This is a genomic window from Aeromonas sp. QDB14, assembly GCF_027707845.1.
Taxonomy (GTDB): Bacteria; Pseudomonadota; Gammaproteobacteria; order Enterobacterales; family Aeromonadaceae; genus Aeromonas; species Aeromonas caviae.
In genome coordinates, this window is record NZ_JAPCJD010000003.1 from 15,138 (window position 1) to 35,676 (window position 20,539).

Here is a 20,539-nt window from a genome sequence, read left to right on the forward strand (position 1 = left end):
CATGCATCGATGGGCGGGGCGCTCATGGGATCAGTAGTGGATGACGGTGCGGATGCTCTTGCCTTCGTGCATCAGATCGAACGCCTCGTTGATCTGCTCGAGGGGCATGGTGTGGGTGATGAAGTCGTCCAGCTTGAACTCACCCTGCATGTAACGCTGTACGTAGCTCGGCAGCTCGCTGCGACCGCGCACGCCCCCGAAGGCGCTGCCGCGCCACACCCGGCCGGTGACCAGCTGGAACGGACGGGTGCTGATCTCCTGGCCCGCGCCGGCCACGCCGATGATGACGGATTCGCCCCAGCCCTTGTGGCAGCACTCCAGCGCCGCGCGCATCACCTTGACGTTGCCGATGCACTCGAAGGAGAAGTCGACGCCGCCGTCGGTCATCTCGACGATCACCTCCTGGATGGGCTTGTCGAACGTGTTCGGGTTGATGCAGTCGGTGGCGCCCAGCTTGCGGGCCAGCTCGAATTTGCTCTCGTTGATGTCGATGGCGATGATGCGGCCGGCCTTGGCCAGGCGCGCGCCTATGATAGCAGAGAGGCCGATGCCCCCCAGCCCGAAGATGGCGACGCTCTCACCCTCTTTCACCTTGGCGGTGTTCATCACGGCGCCGATGCCGGTGGTGACGCCGCAGCCCAGCAGACAGACCTCTTCCAGCGGGGCGGCCGGATCCACCTTGGCGATGGAGATTTCGGGCAGTACCGTGTATTCGCTGAAGGTGGAGGTGCCCATGTAGTGGTAGATGGGCTGGCCGTCCTTGGAGAAGCGGGTGGTGCCGTCCGGCATCAGCCCCTTGCCCTGGGTGGCGCGGATCTTCTGGCACAGGTTGGTCTTGCCGGATTTGCAGAACTTGCACTCGCCGCACTCGGGGGTGTAGAGCGGGATCACGTGATCGCCGACCTTGACACTGGTGACACCCTCGCCGACGGACTCGACGATACCGCCCCCTTCATGGCCCAGGATGCAGGGGAAGACCCCTTCCGGATCTTCACCGGAGAGGGTGAAGGCATCGGTGTGGCAGACGCCGGTCGCGACGATCCGCACCCGCACCTCGCCGGCCTGGGGCGGCATGACCTCGACCTCTTCGATGGAGAGGGGCTGACCCGGTCCCCAGGCGATGGCGGCTTTACACTTGATGCTCTGAACCTGTGCCATGAATGACGTCCTCGTAGTGGTTGGATGAACGGAAATGAGTTCGGAGATCCAGTGTAGTTTCCCGCCGATTTGGTGATAATAACGCTAAGTATCAAATCACTTTTACACACAGGTAATAATGTTCGGCTGGGAAGGGGTCTGTGAATTTGTCAGCGTGGCGGAGCAGGGGGGCTTTACCCCGGCCGCACGCAAGCTCGGGGTGTCGGTGGCCCAGGTGAGCCGCCAGGTGGCGCAGCTCGAAGACAGGCTGCAGGCCAAGCTGCTGCTGCGCACCACCCGTCAGGTGCGTCTCACCGAACTCGGGGAGATCTATTTTCGCCACTGCCGCCAGTTGCTGGACAACCTCTACGAGGCGGAGCTGGCGGTGGGACGCCATCAGGCGGTGCCCCAGGGCTCCTTGCGCATCACGGCACCCGTCTCCTACGGCGAGAGCCGCATCGCTCCCCTGGTGAACGACTTCATGGTGCGCTTCCCCCAGCTGGAGGTGACCCTCAACCTCACCAACCAGTTGCTGGATCTGGTGCACGAGGGGTTCGATCTGGCGATCCGCCTCGGCCACCTCAAGGATTCGACGCTGGTGGCCCGCAAGCTGGCGCAGCGGGTACCCTATGTGTGCGCCTCCCCCGCCTACACCGCCCGCCACGGCATGCCCAACAGTCTCTCGGAGCTGGCCCGTCACACCTGCCTGGTGGGCAACGGGGACGAGTGGCACTTCACCCTGAACGGTAAACCCCACAGCGTGCGGGTACGCGGTCTGCTGCAGTGCAACAGCGGCCACGCCCTGCTGGATGCGGCCATCAAGGGGATCGGCATCATCCAGTTGCCGGACTACTACGTGAGCGACCACCTCGCCCGGGGGGAGCTCATCGAGCTGCTGCCGGAGCTGCGGGCCCCCGAGGAGGGGATCTGGGCCCTCTATCCCCACAACCGCCACCTCTCCCCCAAGGTGCGGCTGCTGGTGGACTATCTGGCCGAGCGCCTCAGCGATCCCCACCAACCCGCTCTGGTTCGGCCCATCGGTTGATGGGGGCGATACAGGTATAAGAAAGAGGCTTGAATGGGTTGGTAGAATACAAGTATTCATAAATGAATTTTTGTTTCAAATGAGCTTTTGTTGTTGTAGCCTGTCAAACGCAATAGACCTGCTCATACCGGGTCTTTATCCTCTTATTGCTAAAGGACAGATAATAATGAAAGGCACGGTTATTGATTTTAATGAATCAGCTCGTACTGGTTTGATTTCTGGGGATGATAGTAATAGATATCAGTTTGACATTATTGAATGGAAAGGGAATCAGCTCCCGAAGAGTGGCTTGAAAGTTGATTTTTCTATTGAAGGCGAGCATGCAAAAGCCATCTATGCCATAGCCTCTAATGCTGGTTCTTCCAAGAAGGTCGCAGCTGCGCTGTTTGCATTTTTCCTGGGCGCTTTCGGTGCTCACAAGTTCTACCTGGGTTACACCAAACAAGGTGTGATCATGCTGCTGATATTTCTGCTTGGTTTCATTCTGCTTGGTTTGCCGTCGGTTGTTATCGGGATCATTGCCTTCATCGAATTTGTTGTTTATATCTCCAAGTCAGATGAAGAATTTGAGCAGACCTATATTATCAATAAGAAAGTATGGTTCTAGCCGATAAATTACCCGGCTAATTACAGGTTTATTGATATGTTGTGCTGATGAAGGAATAACCCGTTCTTTGACAAGGCCGGGTTATTTTTCTATTCAGCCAAGAACATCCTGGATATCTCAAAGAAAAGGCCCGCATGTGCGGGCCTTTTGCATGGCATGAAGGGCGGGGCTATTCCCGCTCCTTGACGTAGGGGGTGCCGAGGGCCTTGGGGGCCACCGCCTTGCCGATGAAACCGGCCAGCAGGAAGACCGTCAGGATGTAGGGTAGCGCCTCGATGGCCTGCACCGGGATCGGGAAATCGCCGATGCTGACCCCTTGCAGCCGGATGGCGACCGCGTCGAGGAAGCCGAACAGCAGACAGGCCGCCATGGCGTTCCAGGGGCGCCACTTGCCGAACACCAGGGCCGCCAGCGCCATGAAGCCCTTGCCCGCGCTCATGTTGGGGATGAACTGGGCGGTCTGGGCCACCGCCAGATAGGTGCCCCCGATCCCCGCCAGCAGGCCGCCGATGATGAGAGCGGTGTAGCGCATCCGCACCACGGAGATACCGGCGGTGTCGACCGCCGCCGGGGCTTCGCCCACCGCCCGCAGCCGCAGGCCGAAGCGGGTGCGGAACAGCACCCACCAGGCCAGGGGCACGGCAGCGAAGGCCACGTACTCCAGCAGGGAGTGACCGCTCAAGAGCTCGCTGTAGAGCTGGCCGATGACGGGCACGTCATAGAGCTCCTTGGCATAGGGCAGGTCGATGGGGGCGAAGCGTGCCGCACCGGAGAGTGCCGGGGTCTGGCCCCCCTGATCGAACCAGTAGCGCCCCAGGGTCACGGTGAGACCGGCCGCCAGGATGTTGATGGCCATGCCGCTCACCACCTGATCACCCCGGTGGGTGATGGTGGCGAAGCCGTGCAGCAGGGCGAACAGGATGGAGATCCCCACCCCGACCCCCAGCCCAATCCAGGCGGAACCGGTGACGGCGGCCGCCGCCGCACTGGCGAAGGCGGAGGCCAGCAGCTTGCCCTCCAGGGCGATGTTGACCACCCCGGAGCGCTCGCAGAACATGCCGGCCATGGCCGCCAGGATCAACGGCGGCGCGGTACGTATGGTGGCATCCAGCATCAGGATCAGCATTTCGAACATGATCAGGCTCCTTTCACTTGGGCGGCCGGGCGGTTGGCAAAGGCCAGATAGGCCTGCTCGATGCGCGGGCGCAGCATGTGCTCCAGGGCGCCGCAGAACAGGATCACCAGACCCTGCAGCACCACGACGATGTTGCGGTCCACCCCGAACTCGAAGCTGAGCTCGGCGCCGCCCTGGTAGAGGAAGCCGAACAGCAGGCTGGCGATGATGACGCCGACCGGGTGGTTGCGGCCCATCAGGGCCACCGCGATGCCGGTGAAGCCGAAGCCTTCCACGAAGTTGAGCTTGATCTGGTGCAGCTCACCCTGCAGCACGTTGAGGGCGAAGAAGCCCGCCAGCATGCCGGAGATCACCATGGCCAGGATCACCACCTTGGGGTAGGAAATGCCCGCATAGGCGGAGGCACTCTGGCTTGCGCCCACGGAGCGGATCTCGTAGCCCCAGCGGGTATGCCAGATGAAGACCCACACCAGGGCCGCACAGATCAGCGCCCAGAAGAAGCTGATGTTGAGGGGGCTGTTGGGCATGGCGATGCCGAAACCGGCCGCCAGCTCGCTCATCTTCGGCAGCCAGCTCGCCACGGCGAACACCTTGCTCTCGGTGGCCATGGATCCTGGCGGCTTGAAGACGTCTACCAGCAGGTAGGCCATCAGGGAGGCGGCGATGAAGTTGAACATGATGGTGGTGATGACGATGTGGCTGCCCCGCTTGGCTTGCAGCCAGGCCGGGATGAAGGCCCAGGCCGCGCCGAACAGGCCGCCGGCGATGATGGCGAGCGGCAGCAAGAGTGCGAACGGCAGCACGTCCCCGAGCAGCAGACAGACCAGACCGACCCCGAGGCCGCCGATATAGGCCTGCCCCTCACCGCCGATGTTGAACAGGCCGGCGTGGAAGGCCACCGCCACCGCCAGACCGGTGAAGATGAAACCGGTGGCGTAGTAGAGGGTGAAGCCTATCCCCTCGCCGGTGCCGAAGGCGCCGTACCACATGATTTCGGCTGCCTCGATGGGGCTGATGTCGAGGTAATAGAACAGGATGGCCGACACCAGGAAGGCCAGCAGGATATTGACTGCGGGCAGCACGCCCACGGATATCCAGGCAGGAACACGTGCTTGGCTCATGAATGGGCCTCCTTGATATCGTCGGGGACTGGTGTGTTGACCATCATCAGGCCGAATCCGTTACAAGTGGTTGTGACCTTCATGATGTGGCTCCTTGTGATTGGCTTGCCGCCACGTCGTCAGGAACTATGTTCGCCATCATCAGGCCGATGGTGCGTTCATCCGCCCTGGCGCCGTCCAGCTCGCCGACGATGCGGCCATCGGCGATGACCAGAATGCGGTCGGAGAGGCTCATGATCTCGTCCAGCTCCACCGAGACCAGCAGCACTGCCTTGCCCTTGTCGCGCATGGCGATGATCTGCTGGTGGATGTACTCGATGGCGCCGATGTCGACGCCCCGGGTCGGCTGGCCGACCAGCAGCACATCCGGGTCCTGCTCCACTTCCCGGGCGATCACCAGTTTCTGCTGGTTGCCGCCGGAGAAGTTGGCGGTCTTGTGCTCCGGGCTCGGCGGGCGCACGTCCCACTTCTCCATCTTGGCCTGGCAATCCTGGCGGATCGCCTCCTTGTCCTGCAGCCAGCCCTTGTTGTACTGGGCACGGCGGTGATAACCGAGGATGAAGGCCTCTTTCGCCTCGAAGCGGTTGATGAGCCCCATCTTGTGCCTGTCTTCCGGGATGTGGCCCAGGCCGAAGTTGCGCACCTGCTCCGGATCGGCCGGGTGGCTCTGGCTTACCTCGTGGCGCTGCGCCCCGGCGATGGTGAAGCCGCCCTTGCTGGGCTTGAGGATGCCGCCGAGCATGCTGAGCAGCTCGGACTGGCCGTTGCCGGAGACCCCGGCGATGCCGACCACTTCCCCCGCCCGCACTTCGAAGCTGACGGATTTGACCCGTTCCACCCCGGCGTCATCGACGTAAGAGAGGCCCTCGACCTTGAGCTTGGCCTCGCCCGGCTGGGCGGTGCCCTTGTCGACCTTGAGGCGCACCTTGCGGCCCACCATCAGCTCGGCGAGCTGCTCCTTGTCGGTGTCTTTGGTGGCGACATGGGCCACCATTTCACCCCGGCGCATGATGGAGACCTGATCCGTGATGGCCAGGATCTCCCGCAGCTTGTGGGTGATGAGGATGACGGTCGCCCCCTGATCCCGCAGCTTTTTCAGCACTTCGAACAGGTGATCCGCCTCTTGCGGGGTCAGCACCCCGGTGGGTTCGTCCAGGATCAGGATGCGGGCACCGCGATAGAGCGCCTTGAGGATCTCGACCCGCTGTTGCAGGCCCACCGGCAGATCCTCGACCTTCTCGTGCAGCGGCACCTCGAGACCATAGTCCCGTGCCAGCTCGCCCAGCAGCTTCTCGGCGGCCGCCAGGCTCTTGCCCAGGCGCCAGCCGTTCTCGGCCCCCAGGATGACGTTTTCCAATACGGTAAAGTTGTTCACCAGCATGAAGTGCTGGTGCACCATGCCCACCCCGGCGGCAATCGCATCTTGGGAGCCATGGGGTTTGAACGGATTCCCGTCGATCAGCATCTCGCCTCTGTCGGCGTGGTAGAAACCGTAAATGATGCTCATCAGGGTCGACTTGCCGGCGCCATTTTCGCCGACGATGCCGTGAATGCTGCCTTTACGAACCTGAAGGTCGATCTGCTTGTTGGCGTACACGTCGCCGAACCGCTTATCGATACCCCTTAATTCGATGGCATAGCGATCTGTCTGGTCCATGATGCAGTCCTTGCGGGTCATGAAGTAGAGACTAAAAACCGGCCCGTGCGGGCCGGTCATCACTGGTTGAGAGTCGTAGCTGTGACTCGGTATTTGCAGGATCAGTACTTACAGGAGTTGTCGCTCATGTAGTCGTGCACCTTGATCTTGCCGGCGATGATGTCGGCCTTGATGCTCTCGACCTTGGCTTTCATTTCCGGGGTGATCAGCTTGGCGTTGTTCTCGTCCAGCGCCCAGTCAACCCCGCCTTCGGCCAGACCCAGAGACTGGATGCCCGGCTTCCAGCTGCCCTTGGCGGCGTCATCCCAGCTCTTGTACGCGGCCAGACCCACGGACTTGACCATGGAGGTCAGCATGGTGCCCGGTTGCAGGTGGTTCTGGTTGGAATCCACACCGATGGCCAGCTTGCCTTCGTCCTTGGCAGCCTGATAGACACCGATCCCGGTGCCACCGGCGGCGGCATAGACCACATCGGCGCCCTTGGCGAACTGGGACTTGGCCAGTTCTGCACCCTTGGCCGGGTCGGCGAAGGCCGCCGGGGTGGAGCCGGTCATGTTCTGATAGACGTCGATCTTCGGATTGATGTACTTGGCGCCCTGCTCATAGCCGCACTGGAACTTGCGGATCAGCGGGATGTCCATGCCGCCCACGAAGCCGACCTTGCCGGTCTTGGAGGCGATGGCTGCCAGGGCACCCACCAGGAAGGAACCTTCATGCTCCTTGAAGATGAGGGACTGGACGTTCGGCTTGTCGACCACCATGTCGATGATGGTGAACTGGGTGTTCGGGAACTCGGTGGCAACCTTCTCTACTGCGGAACCCATGTTGAAGCCGACGGCGACGATGGGGCCGTTGCCACGGCTGGCCAGACGACGCAGGCCCTGCTCGCGCTGGGCTTCATTCTGGGGTTCGAACTCCTTGACCTTGACGCCTTTGTCCTTGTTGTAGACTTCGACGCCGTTGCGGAACACGGCTTCGTTGAAGGACTTGTCGAATTTGCCTGCGGTGTCATAGATGACGGCGGGCTCGGAGGCTGCCTGGGCGGACAGGGCAGCGAGGGTGAGGGCGGCCACGGTGGCCAGCTTGAGCACTTTAGTCACGATCGTATCCTTGATTGTTATGTGAGGGTCCACAACCTGTCTTGGCAGGTCATAAAGCACGCTGGCTAACTGTAAGTGAGCCAGCCCGTTGGTCAAGGGGATCATAGAGGAAAAACGTTTGCGTTAACGGTTTGAAATATAAGCAAATTGCCTTATAAGTGTTTGTTTTATGGTGTTTTTGCAGAATTAAATTCCGGGATTAATAGGGCTCGATCGACATTTGTGTTTGGATTCATGACGTTAGGCGCAACCGTTTTCCTACCCTGATGAAAAAACTGGCTTCCATCGGCACCAGCCCTGCGGCCTCATCGACGCCACGTTGGCGGGCGGGCTGGCTGATCGCCAGGAGGTCCGCCCCGGGTGTGACAGCCCAAGATGGGTGGCTATTTCCTCTCCCAGGGCCGTCGTCTGTGGCCGTTTTTCCTGCTCGCTCGGGGCCTACGTGATGGCAAGCACACTCATATGGAAATGCATTGGTGTTTGTCATATGGGTACGCTAGGTTATACCCGGATTAACTTGGCCCCCGGGATGGGGCCGTATTTTTGACATTTGTTCGGGTGATAAAAATGAAAAAAAACGTGCTGAGTATGGCAGTGGCTTGTGTGTTGTCCGGTGTCATGTTGACCGCTTGCGGGGGCGGTGGTGACGATAACGGTGGCGGCAGCAATGGTGGCAACAATGGCGGTGGCACCGACACCGGCAGCAAGCCTCTTCACACTGCCGTCTTCCTGGATTCCGTCGTGGGTGGCCTCGACTATCGGTGCAACGATTACACCGGTGTCACCAATGCCAAGGGTGAATTCCTGTTTGATGATGGCGACACCTGCGAATTCGCATTGGGCAACCAGCGCCTGGGGGCGGTGACCCTCAAGGCGGGCAACTCGCTGGTGACCCCTTACACCCTGGCGGGTGACGACAAGGAGAAAGCGATCCGCATTGCGGCATTGCTGCAGACGCTCGACAGCGACAGCAATCCGGAGAACGGCATCACCCTCGACAAGGCGCAGGTCGCGCAACTGGGGATCGTCGAACTGGGTAGCGATGACGCCTTCAACACCTCCCTGGTTGAGGCGCTGAAAACAGCGGGCCTCACCAAAGCCGTCGTCTCTCTGGCTGCGGCGAAAGCCCACCTCTCCGCCACCCTGGCTGGCGTCAATGGCCGCTCCGTGGCGGTCGACAAGGTGCTGAGCGATCTGCAGGGACTGACCGATCTGAAAAACCTGGACGTCGAGAGCAAGTTCAAGGAGTACAAGGAGACCCTGCAGGCCGAGACCGGTGAGAGCGGCAAGGCCGATCGCCAGATCGTGCTAGCCATGCTGACCATGCTGGAGGTGACCAACAACCCCGTGGTGGCTGAACGCCTGGGCTTCACCTCGTCCGCCATTGGCAGTGGTTACAGCACCAGCCTGGCCAAGGTGATGGATGTCATCATCCACACCCCCGGCACCGCCTCCGTGGCGCTCAAAGGTGGCAAGGGATATACCCGTGACGTGGCCAAGCTGATGGGCGCCTATGCCGACAGCCTGGAAAACGTCGCGGCTGCCCTGGCCGATATCCAGGATCCGGATTACAGCGCCACCTATGGCGATGACGATACCGTCACCCTCAACCTCGACGGTGCCAAGGCACTGCGGGCGTCTGCGATGGCGATGGCATCGGCCCTCAACATCGCCGCCTCCTACCAGTACGGTCCGGACAGCGCCTATGTCACCCAGCAGGAAGAAGTGACCTTGCCGCGTATGCACATCAAGGACACCTGGGGCATGCAGCCGACCACCACCTATGAAGAGAGCAGCAGCACCTTCGAGACCCAGTTCAGTCAGCAGGAAATCGAGCCGGATGCGCTGGTGGCGCACGCCGATTTCTTCCGTTTGACCGACGATGCCAAAGCACGGTTGGCCAAGGCCAAGTCGCAGTTGAAGGATGCGGTGAGCCTCGCTCTGACCATCGATCAGAGCAAGCTGGACGAGTCGTTGACCCAGGATGAGATCGAGGCCAATGCCGCGACCCTCAAGGAGCTGGCGAACCACTTTGCAGGCACTGTGCCCACTATCCAGTGGGAAAGCGTCGAGACCCGATACGTCAATACCGGCATGGGCTGGCAGCCTCAAGAGGTGGGGGTGAAGTACAACATCAATGTGCTGCCGTTCTTCGATGAGATGCTGGATCGCAGTGACATGACCATCAAGGTGACCGGCGGCTGTGATGGCGCCGTGGGGGCGCGGGATGCCGAACTGTCCAAGGCCATGGGAGAGCCCATGTGTCTCATCACGAGCGACGAGTTCAAGGTGCTTGCCCAAAGCGATCGCGGCACACTGAAGAACATCGGCTGGATGCAGGAAGATCAAGAAAGCCACACCGCCATCTATGCCAAGGGGGTGGGTTATGACTGGTCAACCCAGATGACACCGGTGGTCGGGTCGACCTTTGACAAGGTCTTCGTCTCCTGTACCGACCTGGATGACAACAAGGTCAGCTGTGCCGATCAGCTGTAAGCCAGTGGGAGCGCTCCTGACGGGGGTGCTCCTGTTGTGGATGCCGGTGGCACAGGCTGCCGGCATGCTGACGCGCTACACCGATTATCGGGAGCGTGTCTTCGATCGTCAGGGTCAGTTGCAATATCAATTGACCACCCACGAATACTTGCAGCGGATGCCCAGCGGGCGTCCGTCATTGTCCAGTCTGTTTGCGTTGCGAGAGATGCAACGAGCATCACTGCAGCTCAAGCAGGGCACCTTGATGGTGAATGACGTCATCGTGCGCTTCGAGCATGGGCATTATCAGGACGGCATGTTGATGATGGGGAACACGGAAGTGACCCTGCCTGAGGGTCGCATGCTGGCCGCTTCACTTCGATTTGATCCCGTCCAGCAGGTGCTGGATGCCCCCCGCGCCCGGTTGCTCAGCTTTTCCGGTGAGGTACTGGGCCAATACCGGGACTATCACCGCCCCCTTCGTTGATCCTGCCGGTTGGTCTCTGGCGGCTCAGGCCGTATAATCCCCGCCTGTATAAATAAACAGGAGTGGTGATGGACGTTTCAACCCTGCTCGACGGGCTCAATGACAAGCAAAGAGACGCGGTGGCGGCCCCCCGTTGCAACCTGCTGGTGCTGGCCGGTGCCGGTTCGGGCAAGACCCGGGTGCTGGTGCACCGTATCGCCTGGCTGATGCAGGTGGAACGCTGTTCACCCTTCTCCATCATCGCGGTCACCTTTACCAACAAGGCGGCGGCCGAGATGCGCGGCCGGGTCGAAAAAGTGATCGGCGACGGCGTGCGCGGCATGTGGATCGGCACCTTCCACGGCATCGCCCACCGCCTGCTGCGGGCCCACCATCTGGATGCGGGCTTGCCGCAGGATTTCCAGATCCTCGACTCGGACGATCAGTACCGCCTCATTCGCCGGGTGCTCAAGGCCCTCAACCTCGACGAGAAGCACTGGGCCCCGCGCGCCGTGATGGGCTACATCAACGGCAAGAAAGATGAAGGCTTGCGCCCCGGCGACATCGACCTTTATGGCGACCCCGTCACCCGCACCTATCAGCAGATCTACAAGACCTATCAGGAGACCTGCGATCGCTCCGGGCTGGTGGACTTTGCCGAGCTCCTGCTGCGCGCCCATGAGCTGTGGCTGAACAAGCCCCACATCCTCGAGCACTACCGCGACCGCTTCCAGAACATCCTGGTGGACGAGTTCCAGGACACCAACGGCATCCAGTACGCCTGGCTGCGGATGCTGGCGGGCGACACCGGCAAGGTGATGATCGTCGGCGACGATGACCAGTCCATCTACGGCTGGCGCGGCGCCAAGATCGAGAACATCCAGCGCTTCCTGACCGACTATCAGGGGGCCGAGACCATTCGCCTCGAGCAGAACTACCGCTCCACCGCCAATATCCTCAAAGCCGCCAACAGCGTCATCGCCAACAACGCCGAGCGCCTTGGCAAGGAGCTGTGGACCGAAGGGGCCGAGGGGGAGCCGATCTCCCTTTACGCCGCTTTCAACGAGGTGGACGAGGCCCGCTTCGTGGTTGGCCGCCTCAAGGATTGGAAAGAGAAGGGGGGTCTGCTCGCCGATTGCGCCATCCTCTATCGCTCCAACGCCCAGTCCCGGGTGCTGGAAGAGGCGCTGATGCAGGATGCCATGCCCTATCGCATCTACGGCGGCCTGCGCTTCTTCGAGCGCCAGGAAATCAAGGACGCCATGGCTTACCTGCGCCTTATCAACAACCGGGGCGACGACGCCAGCTTCGAGCGGGTGGTCAACACCCCGACCCGCGGCATCGGCGATCGCACCCTCGAGATCCTGCGTAACAACGCCCGGGATCAGGGCCAGAACCTCTGGCAATCGGCCAAGGCACTGCTCAATGACAAGGTGCTGACCGGTCGCGCCGGCAACGCGGTGCGCGGCTTCGTGGATCTCATCGACGCGCTGGAGGAACAGGTCTCCCTGCTGCCCCTGCACCAGCAGGCGGATATCGCCATCCAGCACTCCGGCCTCAAGGCCATGTATCTGGCGGAGAAGGGCGAGAAATCCCAGGCACGGGTAGAGAACCTGGACGAACTGGTCACCGCCTGCCGCCAGTACCAGCGCCCGGACGAGCTGGAGGATATGAGCGATCTCTCCGCCTTCCTCGCCCACGCGGCGCTGGAATCCGGCGAGAATCAGGCGGACGAATATGCCGACGCGGTGCAGCTGATGACCTTGCACAGCGCCAAGGGGCTGGAATATCCCCTGGTGCTGCTGGTCGGTGTGGAAGAGGGCATGTTCCCCAGCCAGCAATCCACCGAGGAGTCGGGGCGGCTGGAGGAGGAGCGGCGCCTCTGTTACGTGGGCATGACCCGCGCCATGGAGAAGCTCTACATCTGTTATGCCGAGAGCCGCCGCATCTATGGCCGCGAGATGTTCCACAAGCCGAGCCGCTTTATCCGCGAGATGCCCGCCGAGTGTCTGGAGGAGATTCGGCTGCGCACCCAGGTCAGCCGCCCCACCCAGTACGGCCGCTTCAGCCAGAACGAGGTGCAGCAGAGCTTCGACGCCAGCGGCATCAAGCTCGGCCAGCGGGTGCTGCATCCGAAATTCGGGGAAGGCATAGTGCTCAACTTCGAAGGTGTCGGCCAGCAGAGCCGGGTGCAGATCCAGTTCGACGACGTCGGCGCCAAGTGGCTGGTGACCGCCTATGCCAGATTGGAAGCACTCTGACTATTCTCGCTCTTGATGCAACCAATCCGGCTTAAGCCGGGTTGGTTTTATCTATCGTTCATTGCGAGCGTTTTAATAACGCGATCGTCAGAATTCGATTCGCTATTCGAATCTATTCTATACAACGATGGTTTAAATTTCGCTCAGTGTGCTGACAGCCATATTATTATGTTTGGCCACCATATCCTTAAGCTCTTGAGGAACACTTGGGTATTTTAATGATAGTTTTTGAATGTACCTAATTAAGTGCTTGTAGTTTTTTTTGTCGACGCCATAAATATAAGATAATAGCCCTATAATATGAGACAGGTCATCATTTTTCCCTACCAACAGATGATGAATTTTTGCTTTGATGCTACGCAGCATTACTCGCCCTATGCCGACACTACGTTCAGTAACAACAAGCCCTGTAATTCTTTTATTTTTTTTAGTTCCGGAGAAGTAAGTTTTATCTTTGTTTATAACAAATTTTTCATCATGGATGATGAATTTAGCCATGCTATATACTTTGGTTATTTTTTTAGCTGTTTGTGCGGAAAATGTAATATCATCAGCATATCTAGTGTACGTAATGCCTTTTTTACCTGCATAGCCAGATATCCTTGCATCCAACCTTGAACATACTAGATTAGCTAGCTTAGGTGATGTTGGAGCACCCTGAGGTAATCCGCCATTGTAGACACAAAGATTTGTTAAGGTATGACTAACGTGAACATTATACCCAATGCTTCTGAAAATACTGAAAACATAGCCTGATTTTATGCTTGGGAAAAAATCTTCCAAGTCTAGACTTAGGATATAATTAGCTCCAATATGGGGGGTTGCATTGTCTAAAGTAGACGAACCTTTTTCAAATCCTTTTGAAAATTTTGAAGCAGAGAGCTTATCTAGAATATTTCTCAATATCCAACTCTGCAGTGCCTTGAGATCTCGGGATGGTTGAGATATTTGACGATGCCCCCCGCTTTTCTTAGGCATTAGAAAGGTATTATAAAATCTTTTATGCTGGGTAGAGAGTAAAATAATTCGCTCTCTTGATATACGAGTTAGAAACGATAAATCATCAAGAGTGGTTATGGCTGGAAGCCCCAAGTTTTTTAGGGTATAAATCGTATTTTTTTGCATAGGTAGTGCACGTCTCTACGGCTTAAGAATACTCGTTTCAATGTGCGGTTCAAGCGCGGTAGCGCTTGCTCCGCACATTGAAACTCATTGGCCAACAATGGTCTGGATTATCTGTGGGATGGCGAAACACCATCCAGCGGGAAATTCCCACTCGCTAGAGACGTGCACTGCGTTCTATCCTATCACGTCTAAGAGTCGAATGTCTACGATTCTCCACATTCATAATTTCCAACCTAGTATTGTCTAGACGCGTAATCTCTGAATTATTTTTGACATACTGGTATCCAGTTAATGTTATTTTATATTCATAACCAGAGCGAGTAATCATATTATTATTAATTAGGGACCCGAGAGATGACTTCAAAGCTATTTCACATAGTCCTTTATCCTCCTCTGTTGCATGCATTAATAGTTTTAGCAGGATAAAATAATCAGCATTTTCTATAAGATAAATGCAAGGAAGAACAAACCTTTCAGTCTCAAGCAAGTTGGCAATATTTCTCTTTACTGGGTGTTGCTCTTTAATTGTTTTAATTTGAGCAGTGATTTTTCTTAGAATAGCTCTGCTATCTTCATGCTCAGCTTCCAAACTATCATATTTAACTTGCATTACTTTACCACTCTTTGACTCCTTAATTAATCTATAGGGGCCATAATTTATAAAGCTTTTAGCATTTTTATATTTTTTGTCGGACAATACAATCATTTTTCTGGCCAGTTCTGTATTGTTAGAAAATGCACCTAGTTCAGCAAATGAGCCTGGACTTTCTGGGCATATTATTATGACGTCAACACTTTTTGCTAAAATACTTTCTAAGTTTAGAAGGCTATATTTACCTTGGCCAGCCAAAAGATCATCAAAAATATCTTCTGGGTATAGAAGTCTATACCTCTTTTTATCCCCTAAAATATTCGCTACTTTAGATCTAGCTTTGCTCTTGTCATTAATGTCTGCACCACATAAAAAGATGGTGCTTATTTTTTCTTGCTGAGGAATTAACAAGTTTATTTCTACAGCTTCAGATATTATTTCTAAATGTTCATCTTTTAAATTATGTTTCATTTTATTCTAGGTGCGTTAAATGATGAATGTTAGTTTTATACAATTAATAAGGTTTTTTTTCTAGCTTTTTCACGGGGAAAGGTTTGATTAGGGAGGTGTAATCGGACGATCGCGTATGGGGTAATCGTCTCTTCGATCATTCACAAAGGCAAAACCCTTGAGGGGTTTACTCCAATTCCCCTAACGACCCATCAACTGACCCGCACCAATCCTGCAGATAGATGCCGTTTGCCATGTAACGATGGAAGGTGGAGTAAGGCCAATCGGCCACCCGTGAGACATGACCATGTTTGAGGGGGTTGATATGGACGTAATCCATATGGTGGCGGTAATCCTGCTCATCCCGGATCAGATGTTCCCAATAATGGCGTTGCCAGATGCCCCGCTCCCCGTTGCGTAACCGGGTCTGGCTGCGGCGCTCGTTGACCGGCAAGGCGCGGGAGAAATGGCTTTTAATGAGCCGCCACCGCAGGGGGAAATCGGTGTCCCCTTCCGGCAGAGAGAGAATGCAGTGGAGATGGTCGGGCAACACCACCCATGCGTGGATGGCGAAGGGGTGAGCCTGCTGCACCTTGGCAACGCTGTGGCGCAGCAGGTCGATCTGCTCCACCAGCAATCGGTTGTTGCGCCGCTCCAGCAGGTTGACGGTAAAGAACCAGGTTCCGCCGGGCCACCATGCCCGCCGCCAGTTGGCCATGCCTTTCCCCTTGTTTAGGCTGAAAAGCCAAGCATAGCCTCGCCGCCATATACCCAATCACGCGAACGTCTGATGACGCGATCGTCCGATTACGCTTCGCTAATCGAACCTACACGCCGCATAAGATGGGTTATCGGTATCGTGGCCGAGAGGCACAAACCCCAGGCTCCCGCCTGTCTGGCTCACCGCAACTGAAACGCCTTGACGAGAAATTCGATAAAGAGCCGTACGTTGCGGGACTGCTCCTTGTGGAAGGGGTAGACGGCGAACAGGGCGTGGGGGTCGGGTTGCCAGTCGGGGATCAGTCTGACCAGGGTGCCGTCCGACAGGTCGTTCGACACGAATTCATCCGGTACCAGGATCACCCCGAGCCCCTGCACCGCCGCCTGTTTCAGGGCGATGCCGTTGTTGGCGCAGAAGCTGGCGGGGGGCAGATCTACCGCCACGCTTTCCGCGTCCCGGGTGAAGAACCACTTGTTGGGGGAGGAGGAGAGGCTGTAGCGCAGGCAGTTGTGGCCCTTGAGATCCGCCGGGTGGGCGGGCTGGCCCGCCTCCTTCAGGTAATCGGGGGCCGCGCAGAGCACCCGCGGCACCTCGCACAGGGGTTTGGCGCGCAGGGTGGAGTCCTCCAGAGTGCCAGCCCCCCGGATCACCACGTCCAGCCCCTGATCCACCAGATCCATGTAGGCGTCGCTCAGGATCACCTCGATGCCGATCTCCGGATAGCGGCGCTGGAATTCGCAGACAAGGGGGTTGAGGCGGATCAGCCCGTAGGACATGGGCATGCCGATCCTCAGCCTGCCCCTGGGGGTGAAGGAGGCGGCCATGATGGACTGGTCGGCGGCCTCCAGGCTGTCCAGCACGGCGCATATCTGGCCGTAATAGGCCATGCCCGATTCGGTGACGCTCAGCCGCCGGGTGGTGCGGTTGATCAGCGCAATGCCGAGAAAGGCTTCCAGCTCGTTGATGTTCTTGCTGACCGCCGCCTGGGAGAGGCGCAGGTCGTCCGCCGCCGCCCTGAAGGTGCCCATTTCCACTACCCGGCGAAAGACGTTCAGCGCCGTGATCTTGTTCATCCTGCCCCCGTTAATTCACTACTGGTAAATGATGGCGCCATCATTGCGCACTTTTATCACAATAGTGCGGATCCCCGGGGTGTCCACCCCCCCATCCCCCGCCAGACAGAGAGTTGCCGGTGGCAGAGCGGCCCGGATCATGGCCCTCTGGGTGTGGCGGGCCCGGCAGAGATGCAGACGAAAGAGAGGCGATGAGCCCCGGGCACCCCGGCCCGTGACGGCAGGCATAAAAGCAGGCGGCAGGGCCCGGGCCCCGCCGCCAGATGGCACGCACCGGCTTACTGCACCTTGCCGGGGGCGGGGGGCAGGGTGATGCCGACATCGGCCCAGGGGTTGGTGCCGAGCAACTGGGCGTGGGGCACATCCGCCTGGTAGCGCATGGTGAACGCCTTGGGCCCGTGGGCGAAGGCCACCAGCAGCCCCTGTTTTGCATCCATCAACCCGGCGTGCATGCCGAGCCCGTGATAGCTGATCCGCACGGCCTTGTCCGCAAGGCCCACTTTGTCTATCTGGAAGCGGGCGATACTGCCGTCTTTGAGGGTAAAGCCCCAGCGGAACGGGCCGCCGCTGACCACCGTCATCACCTCGTCGATGTCGGTGCCGTCCTCGGCGGAGTTGACGTGCATGCGGCCATATTTGCCGAGCACGGCGCTGCGGGTGCGCTCGTCCAGCGCCATCAGGTCATAGACCTTGGGGTAGGGGCCGACGCCGGTCTCTTCGGTGGCGACGCCGCCCCCTTGCACCGCGGGCGCGCGCCCTGCGAGCCTGGCCTGCTCCAGCAGCTCCCCCTGACTCAGGTTGAAGGCCGAGATCAGGGCGCCGTGCTCCGCTTTGGTCAACGCGCGGCGGTGGGAGGCTTCAAGCAGCGGCCTGGCGGCCTCGGGGATGTCGACGGTGACCACGTTGACGCCGATGGGGTTGAGCGCGTTGTTGACCGCCTCGACCCCGCTGACGGCGGCGCGGCCATCGCTGAACTGCACCGAGACGATGTCACCGGCGAAGGTGTTGAAAGAGAAGGCCGAGGCGAGGGTGCCGGCCAGCAACGGGATAAGGGTGAGTTTCATACAAGACTCCTCGTTAAGGTTCGAGAAGCAGTCTAGGGCGGTGATGTGTTCACTGAAATGACACTTGGATGATATGAAAATTCACTGACAGTAATGAATCGTGGGGATCAGGGTCGTCGGCCCGCCCCGGGGGAGCGTGCCCTCTGCCAGAGGGTGTGAGCCCGGTTGACGCAACGGGGCCCGGCTTGTGGTATGACTCGGGGCGTCACCAAACAGAACCTGTCGGAGGAAGAGACAATGCTGGCGTTGATCACCACGGCGCACCACACCTGCTACCCCAATCCCATCGCCTTTCGGGCCGGAGAGCGGGTGCGCATCGGCCACGAGGACGACGAGTTCCCGGGCTGGGTGCGCACCTTTACCGCAGACGGCAACGAGGGGTGGGCGCCCCTGTCCATGCTGACCCCGATCAGCGCCGAGGAGGCGCAGGCGCGCCAGGACTATACCGCCCGGGAGCTGGACGTGGCGGTGGGGGAGCGGGTACGGGTGGATCGGGAGCTGGCAGGCTGGCTCTGGGTTCACAACGAAGCGGGGGGCTCAGGCTGGATACCGGCAAGCTGCATCGCCTCGCCCTCATAAGGTGCAGCGGCTCGGAGAAGGAGTAGAGCGGAGAGAGAAACCCGGCCAGCGACGGACGTGCGGCCGGGTGAATTGTAAAGAGTAGGGTGACGGAAAACGGATCAGCCTAGTCTAATCAACTCGATGGGGGCGTAGCGCTCCTGGCTGTTCGTCAGCAGCACGCACTTCTCATGTTCCGCCTCATAGGGGGTCAGGTTGTCGGTGTGCGCCTCCTTGAGGGTGTCGACCGCGCCGGTGGCGGCAATCATCACCCGTTGGCCCAGGGTCAGCACATTGCGGTTTCGATCGTAGATCTTCATGGCATTCTCCTTGTGGGATGGGTGCCCCGGCCCGTGCCGGGGCAACGGGCTCCAGACTACGCCCCTCGAAAAACGAGATGCCTGTCACAGATCAAAAAAAGGGGAAAGAGGGACTCGGTGCGGCGACGGGGTATGGCGCGCTGGCCTCGCAGCCCGCCGGTGATCGCCACCGCCTGTCGCAGGGCAGGAAGAGCGCCCCCGCTTTTCATCCCCTCGGGCTCGAACTGCAAGGGGGATGCGCTATAGTGGAGCCGCTCGTTTTACTGCCTTCAACCAACCGAGAGTGCATTATGAATCGTGATATCGCAGCCCAGTTCATCAAGATGCTGACCAACCTGGACCAGTGTCTGGCCAAGGCCGAGGCCCACGCCGAGGCGAAGAAATTCAACGTGGACAACTTCTTCAATGAGCGCCTCATCGTCGACATGCTGCCCCTGAGCAAGCAGGTGCTGATCTGCTGTGACAGCGCCCGCGCCGTGGTGGCCACCGCCAGCCTGAGCGAGCCGCCGGTGCTGGGGGATGATCCCAAGACCATGGCGGATCTGCGCGCCCACGTGGCCAAGACCATCGCCTATCTGCAAGGCAAGCTGGACGCCGATTTCAGCCAGTATGCGAGCGGCCACTACTACCCCTACTGGGCCGGTGGCAAGGGGATGGACGGCCATAGCTGCGTCCACGAGTACGGCATCCCGAACTTCTACTTCCACCTCACCATGACCTATGCCCTGCTGCGCCAGGCCGGGGTGGATCTGGGCAAGCGGGATTACCTGGGCGGTCTGAACCTGCAATAAGCCGCGCTTCAGTGACGACAAAGCCTGCCCCCTGGCAGGCTTTGTCGTTTTCGGCCCGGCTCAGCGCCCCAGGTTGTCGGCCAGTTGTTTGGCGCGACTTGCGGCCCACTGATCGATCATCTTCTCCATCTCCAGGGCGGTGATGGGGGAATCCTTGTGGGTGGTGTCCGGGCTCTCGCGAGCGTCCATCACCCGCACCAGCAGCTTGCCGCTCTGGGCGTCGAGCAACTGGGCCATGCTGCCCACCTTGAGCAGATAGGGCTCCTTGCCTATCACCTCGCGGGTGACGTTGATGGCGATCTTGGCGGGCAGCAGATCCCGCAGCTTGGGGTCGGGCCGGGTCAGGTCGAAGTTGGTGATGGCCGCCTGCACCCGCATCACGCCGGGACCGGGTTCGGTAGCCATCTTGATGCCCTGGCTCATCAGTTCGCGCTGGAAGGTGGCGTGGTAGTAGCGGCCGATCTCGTTCTGCTCGTTGGCGGTCAGCAGATACCACTGGCCGTTCTCCTGGCGGATGAACTGCAAGGGATCGAGCAGTACCTGATGGTACTGGCGCAGATCCACGCCGGGCTCCTTGTAGATGCGCTGGTTGGGGTTGCTCTCGCTTTGCTGGAAGGCGGTGAGCGGGATCGCCTGCAGGCTGTGGGTGACCTGGTTCTTCACGGCGCACCCGCCCAGCAGGGCGGCGGCCATGGTCATCATCAAGACTCGTTTCATGGGGGCTCCTGGCGGTGGATGGTCGCTGCAAGAACGCAGCCCGCCCTGCCCACAGAGATACCTGATCAGGCCCCTCTCTCACAAGGGGTATCTGTGCGGGGCCACCGGGGGAGCCCCCGTGTCG

The 20,539-nt window shown here is 59.1% G+C and carries 19 protein-coding genes; 7 read left to right on the forward strand and 12 right to left on the reverse strand.

The genetic code is table 11. The features are described 5' to 3' along the window. Window positions 1–30: 30 nt before the first annotated feature. Window positions 31–1,158, reverse strand: a complete 1,128-nt coding sequence (locus PG887_RS01475) for an S-(hydroxymethyl)glutathione dehydrogenase/class III alcohol dehydrogenase (protein WP_010672469.1) — start codon at window positions 1,156–1,158, stop codon at window positions 31–33. Between the two features lie 118 nt (window positions 1,159–1,276). On the opposite strand from PG887_RS01475, the gene PG887_RS01480 reads away from it, so the two are divergent. Beyond that, window positions 1,277–2,182, forward strand: a complete 906-nt coding sequence (locus tag PG887_RS01480; RefSeq protein WP_039039541.1) for a LysR substrate-binding domain-containing protein — start codon at window positions 1,277–1,279, stop codon at window positions 2,180–2,182. A gap of 166 nt (window positions 2,183–2,348) precedes the next feature. Further along, window positions 2,349–2,789, forward strand: coding sequence for a TM2 domain-containing protein (locus PG887_RS01485; RefSeq protein WP_033131364.1), 441 nt, complete (start codon window positions 2,349–2,351; stop codon window positions 2,787–2,789). Between the two features lie 169 nt (window positions 2,790–2,958). On the opposite strand, the gene PG887_RS01490 is transcribed toward PG887_RS01485, so the two are convergent. The 4 genes from PG887_RS01490 to PG887_RS01505 all read right to left on the reverse strand — a co-directional run bounded on the left by PG887_RS01490 (window position 2,959) and on the right by PG887_RS01505 (window position 7,802). Further along, window positions 2,959–3,924: an ABC transporter permease gene (locus PG887_RS01490; RefSeq protein WP_010672471.1), complete on the reverse strand. Its 966-nt coding sequence runs from the start codon at window positions 3,922–3,924 to the stop codon at window positions 2,959–2,961. Between the two features lie 2 nt (window positions 3,925–3,926). Continuing rightward, window positions 3,927–5,045 carry an ABC transporter permease gene (locus PG887_RS01495; RefSeq protein WP_010672473.1) on the reverse strand — a complete coding sequence of 373 codons (1,119 nt, stop codon included), beginning with the start codon at window positions 5,043–5,045 and terminating at the stop codon, window positions 3,927–3,929. A gap of 79 nt (window positions 5,046–5,124) precedes the next feature. Continuing rightward, complete coding sequence (locus tag PG887_RS01500) at window positions 5,125–6,702, reverse strand: ABC transporter ATP-binding protein (RefSeq protein ID WP_043153609.1); 1,578 nt, start codon at window positions 6,700–6,702, stop codon at window positions 5,125–5,127. A gap of 101 nt (window positions 6,703–6,803) precedes the next feature. Next, on the reverse strand, window positions 6,804–7,802 hold the full coding sequence (locus tag PG887_RS01505; RefSeq protein ID WP_041212138.1) for a BMP family lipoprotein: 999 nt from the start codon (window positions 7,800–7,802) through the stop codon (window positions 6,804–6,806). A gap of 588 nt (window positions 7,803–8,390) precedes the next feature. On the opposite strand from PG887_RS01505, the gene PG887_RS01510 reads away from it, so the two are divergent. The 3 genes from PG887_RS01510 to uvrD all read left to right on the forward strand — a co-directional run bounded on the left by PG887_RS01510 (window position 8,391) and on the right by uvrD (window position 13,004). Beyond that, a complete protein-coding gene (locus PG887_RS01510) occupies window positions 8,391–10,298 on the forward strand; it encodes a hypothetical protein (protein WP_270821046.1) in 1,908 nt (635 codons plus the stop codon). A gap of 4 nt (window positions 10,299–10,302) precedes the next feature. Then, window positions 10,303–10,764, forward strand: coding sequence for a hypothetical protein (locus tag PG887_RS01515; RefSeq protein WP_162540528.1), 462 nt, complete (start codon window positions 10,303–10,305; stop codon window positions 10,762–10,764). 68 nt (window positions 10,765–10,832) lie between these two features. Continuing rightward, complete coding sequence (uvrD, locus tag PG887_RS01520) at window positions 10,833–13,004, forward strand: DNA helicase II (protein WP_043153584.1); 2,172 nt, start codon at window positions 10,833–10,835, stop codon at window positions 13,002–13,004. Window positions 13,005–13,136: 132 nt separating this feature from the next. Here uvrD and PG887_RS01525 read toward each other — a convergent pair whose 3' ends face one another. From PG887_RS01525 to PG887_RS01545, 5 genes are all read right to left on the reverse strand, one after another. Next, complete coding sequence (locus PG887_RS01525; RefSeq protein WP_270821047.1) at window positions 13,137–14,129, reverse strand: retron St85 family RNA-directed DNA polymerase; 993 nt, start codon at window positions 14,127–14,129, stop codon at window positions 13,137–13,139. Window positions 14,130–14,283: 154 nt separating this feature from the next. Continuing rightward, complete coding sequence (locus tag PG887_RS01530) at window positions 14,284–15,192, reverse strand: retron St85 family effector protein (RefSeq protein WP_265774005.1); 909 nt, start codon at window positions 15,190–15,192, stop codon at window positions 14,284–14,286. Between the two features lie 166 nt (window positions 15,193–15,358). Further along, window positions 15,359–15,889 (reverse strand): REP-associated tyrosine transposase, encoded by a 531-nt coding sequence (locus tag PG887_RS01535; RefSeq protein WP_270821048.1) that lies wholly within the window; start codon window positions 15,887–15,889, stop codon window positions 15,359–15,361. Window positions 15,890–16,071: 182 nt separating this feature from the next. Beyond that, on the reverse strand, window positions 16,072–16,965 hold the full coding sequence (locus tag PG887_RS01540) for a LysR family transcriptional regulator (RefSeq protein WP_270821049.1): 894 nt from the start codon (window positions 16,963–16,965) through the stop codon (window positions 16,072–16,074). A 278-nt stretch (window positions 16,966–17,243) separates the two neighbouring features. Then, the gene (locus PG887_RS01545) at window positions 17,244–18,029 is read right to left on the reverse strand and encodes a hypothetical protein (protein WP_270821050.1); all 786 of its coding nucleotides are present in this window, start codon (window positions 18,027–18,029) and stop codon (window positions 17,244–17,246) included. A 237-nt stretch (window positions 18,030–18,266) separates the two neighbouring features. Between PG887_RS01545 and PG887_RS01550 the strand changes: the two genes are divergently transcribed. Continuing rightward, window positions 18,267–18,608, forward strand: a complete 342-nt coding sequence (locus PG887_RS01550) for an SH3 domain-containing protein (protein ID WP_270821052.1) — start codon at window positions 18,267–18,269, stop codon at window positions 18,606–18,608. A 101-nt stretch (window positions 18,609–18,709) separates the two neighbouring features. On the opposite strand, the gene ydfZ is transcribed toward PG887_RS01550, so the two are convergent. Next, complete coding sequence (ydfZ, locus tag PG887_RS01555) at window positions 18,710–18,907, reverse strand: putative selenium delivery protein YdfZ (protein WP_010672483.1); 198 nt, start codon at window positions 18,905–18,907, stop codon at window positions 18,710–18,712. A gap of 290 nt (window positions 18,908–19,197) precedes the next feature. On the opposite strand from ydfZ, the gene PG887_RS01560 reads away from it, so the two are divergent. Next, complete coding sequence (locus PG887_RS01560) at window positions 19,198–19,698, forward strand: DUF1993 domain-containing protein (RefSeq protein WP_041212145.1); 501 nt, start codon at window positions 19,198–19,200, stop codon at window positions 19,696–19,698. A 60-nt stretch (window positions 19,699–19,758) separates the two neighbouring features. Here PG887_RS01560 and PG887_RS01565 read toward each other — a convergent pair whose 3' ends face one another. After that, window positions 19,759–20,415, reverse strand: a complete 657-nt coding sequence (locus PG887_RS01565) for a DUF3313 domain-containing protein (RefSeq protein ID WP_270821053.1) — start codon at window positions 20,413–20,415, stop codon at window positions 19,759–19,761. Window positions 20,416–20,539 lie beyond the last annotated feature (124 nt).

Excerpts from the sequence above, each read along its gene's own strand:
- PG887_RS01475 (WP_010672469.1), bottom strand. The coding sequence starts at position 1,158 with ATGGCACAGGTTCAGAGCATCAAGTGTAAAGCCGCCATCGCCTGGGGA.
- PG887_RS01480 (WP_039039541.1), top strand. The coding sequence starts at position 1,277 with ATGTTCGGCTGGGAAGGGGTCTGTGAATTTGTCAGCGTGGCGGAGCAG.
- PG887_RS01485 (WP_033131364.1), top strand. The coding sequence starts at position 2,349 with ATGAAAGGCACGGTTATTGATTTTAATGAATCAGCTCGTACTGGTTTG.
- PG887_RS01490 (WP_010672471.1), bottom strand. The coding sequence starts at position 3,924 with ATGTTCGAAATGCTGATCCTGATGCTGGATGCCACCATACGTACCGCG.
- PG887_RS01495 (WP_010672473.1), bottom strand. The coding sequence starts at position 5,045 with ATGAGCCAAGCACGTGTTCCTGCCTGGATATCCGTGGGCGTGCTGCCC.
- PG887_RS01500 (WP_043153609.1), bottom strand. The coding sequence starts at position 6,702 with ATGGACCAGACAGATCGCTATGCCATCGAATTAAGGGGTATCGATAAG.
- PG887_RS01510 (WP_270821046.1), top strand. The coding sequence starts at position 8,391 with ATGGCAGTGGCTTGTGTGTTGTCCGGTGTCATGTTGACCGCTTGCGGG.
- uvrD (WP_043153584.1), top strand. The coding sequence starts at position 10,833 with ATGGACGTTTCAACCCTGCTCGACGGGCTCAATGACAAGCAAAGAGAC.
- PG887_RS01525 (WP_270821047.1), bottom strand. The coding sequence starts at position 14,129 with ATGCAAAAAAATACGATTTATACCCTAAAAAACTTGGGGCTTCCAGCC.
- PG887_RS01530 (WP_265774005.1), bottom strand. The coding sequence starts at position 15,192 with ATGAAACATAATTTAAAAGATGAACATTTAGAAATAATATCTGAAGCT.
- PG887_RS01535 (WP_270821048.1), bottom strand. The coding sequence starts at position 15,889 with ATGGCCAACTGGCGGCGGGCATGGTGGCCCGGCGGAACCTGGTTCTTT.
- PG887_RS01540 (WP_270821049.1), bottom strand. The coding sequence starts at position 16,965 with ATGAACAAGATCACGGCGCTGAACGTCTTTCGCCGGGTAGTGGAAATG.
- PG887_RS01545 (WP_270821050.1), bottom strand. The coding sequence starts at position 18,029 with ATGAAACTCACCCTTATCCCGTTGCTGGCCGGCACCCTCGCCTCGGCC.
- PG887_RS01550 (WP_270821052.1), top strand. The coding sequence starts at position 18,267 with ATGCTGGCGTTGATCACCACGGCGCACCACACCTGCTACCCCAATCCC.
- ydfZ (WP_010672483.1), bottom strand. The coding sequence starts at position 18,907 with ATGAAGATCTACGATCGAAACCGCAATGTGCTGACCCTGGGCCAACGG.
- PG887_RS01560 (WP_041212145.1), top strand. The coding sequence starts at position 19,198 with ATGAATCGTGATATCGCAGCCCAGTTCATCAAGATGCTGACCAACCTG.
- PG887_RS01565 (WP_270821053.1), bottom strand. The coding sequence starts at position 20,415 with ATGAAACGAGTCTTGATGATGACCATGGCCGCCGCCCTGCTGGGCGGG.